Annotated in this window: 1 protein-coding gene; it reads left to right on the forward strand. The window is 75.0% G+C overall.

The features are described from left to right. Positions 1-17: 17 nt before the first annotated feature. A partial coding sequence (locus CCL05_RS42460; protein WP_143590053.1) for a DUF2264 domain-containing protein occupies positions 18-1,084 on the forward strand: 1,067 nt, incomplete at its 3' end.

Here is a 1,084-nt window from a genome sequence, read left to right on the forward strand (position 1 = left end):
TAAGAGACAGGCCCCACCTGCCACCCCCCGATCCGCTGACCTCGCCCCTCACCGGCTGGACCCGCGCCCACTGGGAGGCCGTCGCCGACCGCCTCCTCGACGCCCTGACGCCCTACGCCTCCCCGGGCCTGGCCCAGTACCGGCTGCCCGGCCCGCCCAGCCACTCCGGGCCATGGTCGGACGGTCTTGAGGGCTTCGCCCGCTCCTTCCTGCTGGCCGCGTTCCGCATCGCCGGTTCGGGCGGGCAGGGCGTGCCCGGCCTGATCGAGCGGTACGCGGCCGGGCTCGCGGCCGGGACCGACCCGCGCGGCCCCGACCGCTGGCCGCCCATCACCGACCGGTCCCAGCCCATGGTCGAGGCCGCGTCCCTCGCGATCGCCCTGCACGAGACCCGCCCCTGGATCTGGGACCGGCTCGACGACCGGGTACGGCAGCGGGTCGCCGACTGGCTCGGCGGCTTCGTCGGAGCCGTGGTCAACGACTCCAACTGGCGGCTGTTCCAGGTCATCACCGAGGAGTTCCTGGGCTCCGTCGGGGCCCCGCACAGCCGCACGGAGATCGACGCCGGCCTCGCCCGCCTGGAGGACTGGTACCGGGGCGACGGCTGGTACACCGANNGCAAGTTCGACTACTACAACGCCTGGGCGCTGCACCTCTATCCGGTCCTGTGGGCCCGTATCGCGGGGCCGCGCGCCGACCCCCGGCTGGTGGCGGAACACCGGAGGCGCCTGCGGTCGTTCCTCCACGCCCACCAGCACTTCTTCGGCGCCGACGGCGCCCCCGTCCACCAGGGCCGCTCGCTCACCTACCGGTTCGCGACGACGGCCCCGCTGTGGGCGGGTGCCCTCGCCGGCGTCACCCCGCTGCCGCCCGGCCGCACCCGCCGTCTCGCCTCCGGCGCGCTGAAGCACTTCGCCGAGCGCGGCGTGCCCGACGCGCAGGGACTGCTCACGCTCGGCTGGTACGGGCCGTTCCTGCCCGTCACCCAGCGGTACTCGGGCCCGGCCTCCCCCTACTGGGCGAGCAAGGCCTTTCTCGGCCTGCTCCTGCCCGCCGACCACCCCGTGTGGACCGCGCCCGAGGA

It is taken from the genome of Streptomyces africanus, from assembly GCF_002150735.1.
Taxonomy (GTDB): domain Bacteria; phylum Actinomycetota; class Actinomycetes; order Streptomycetales; family Streptomycetaceae; genus Streptomyces; species Streptomyces africanus.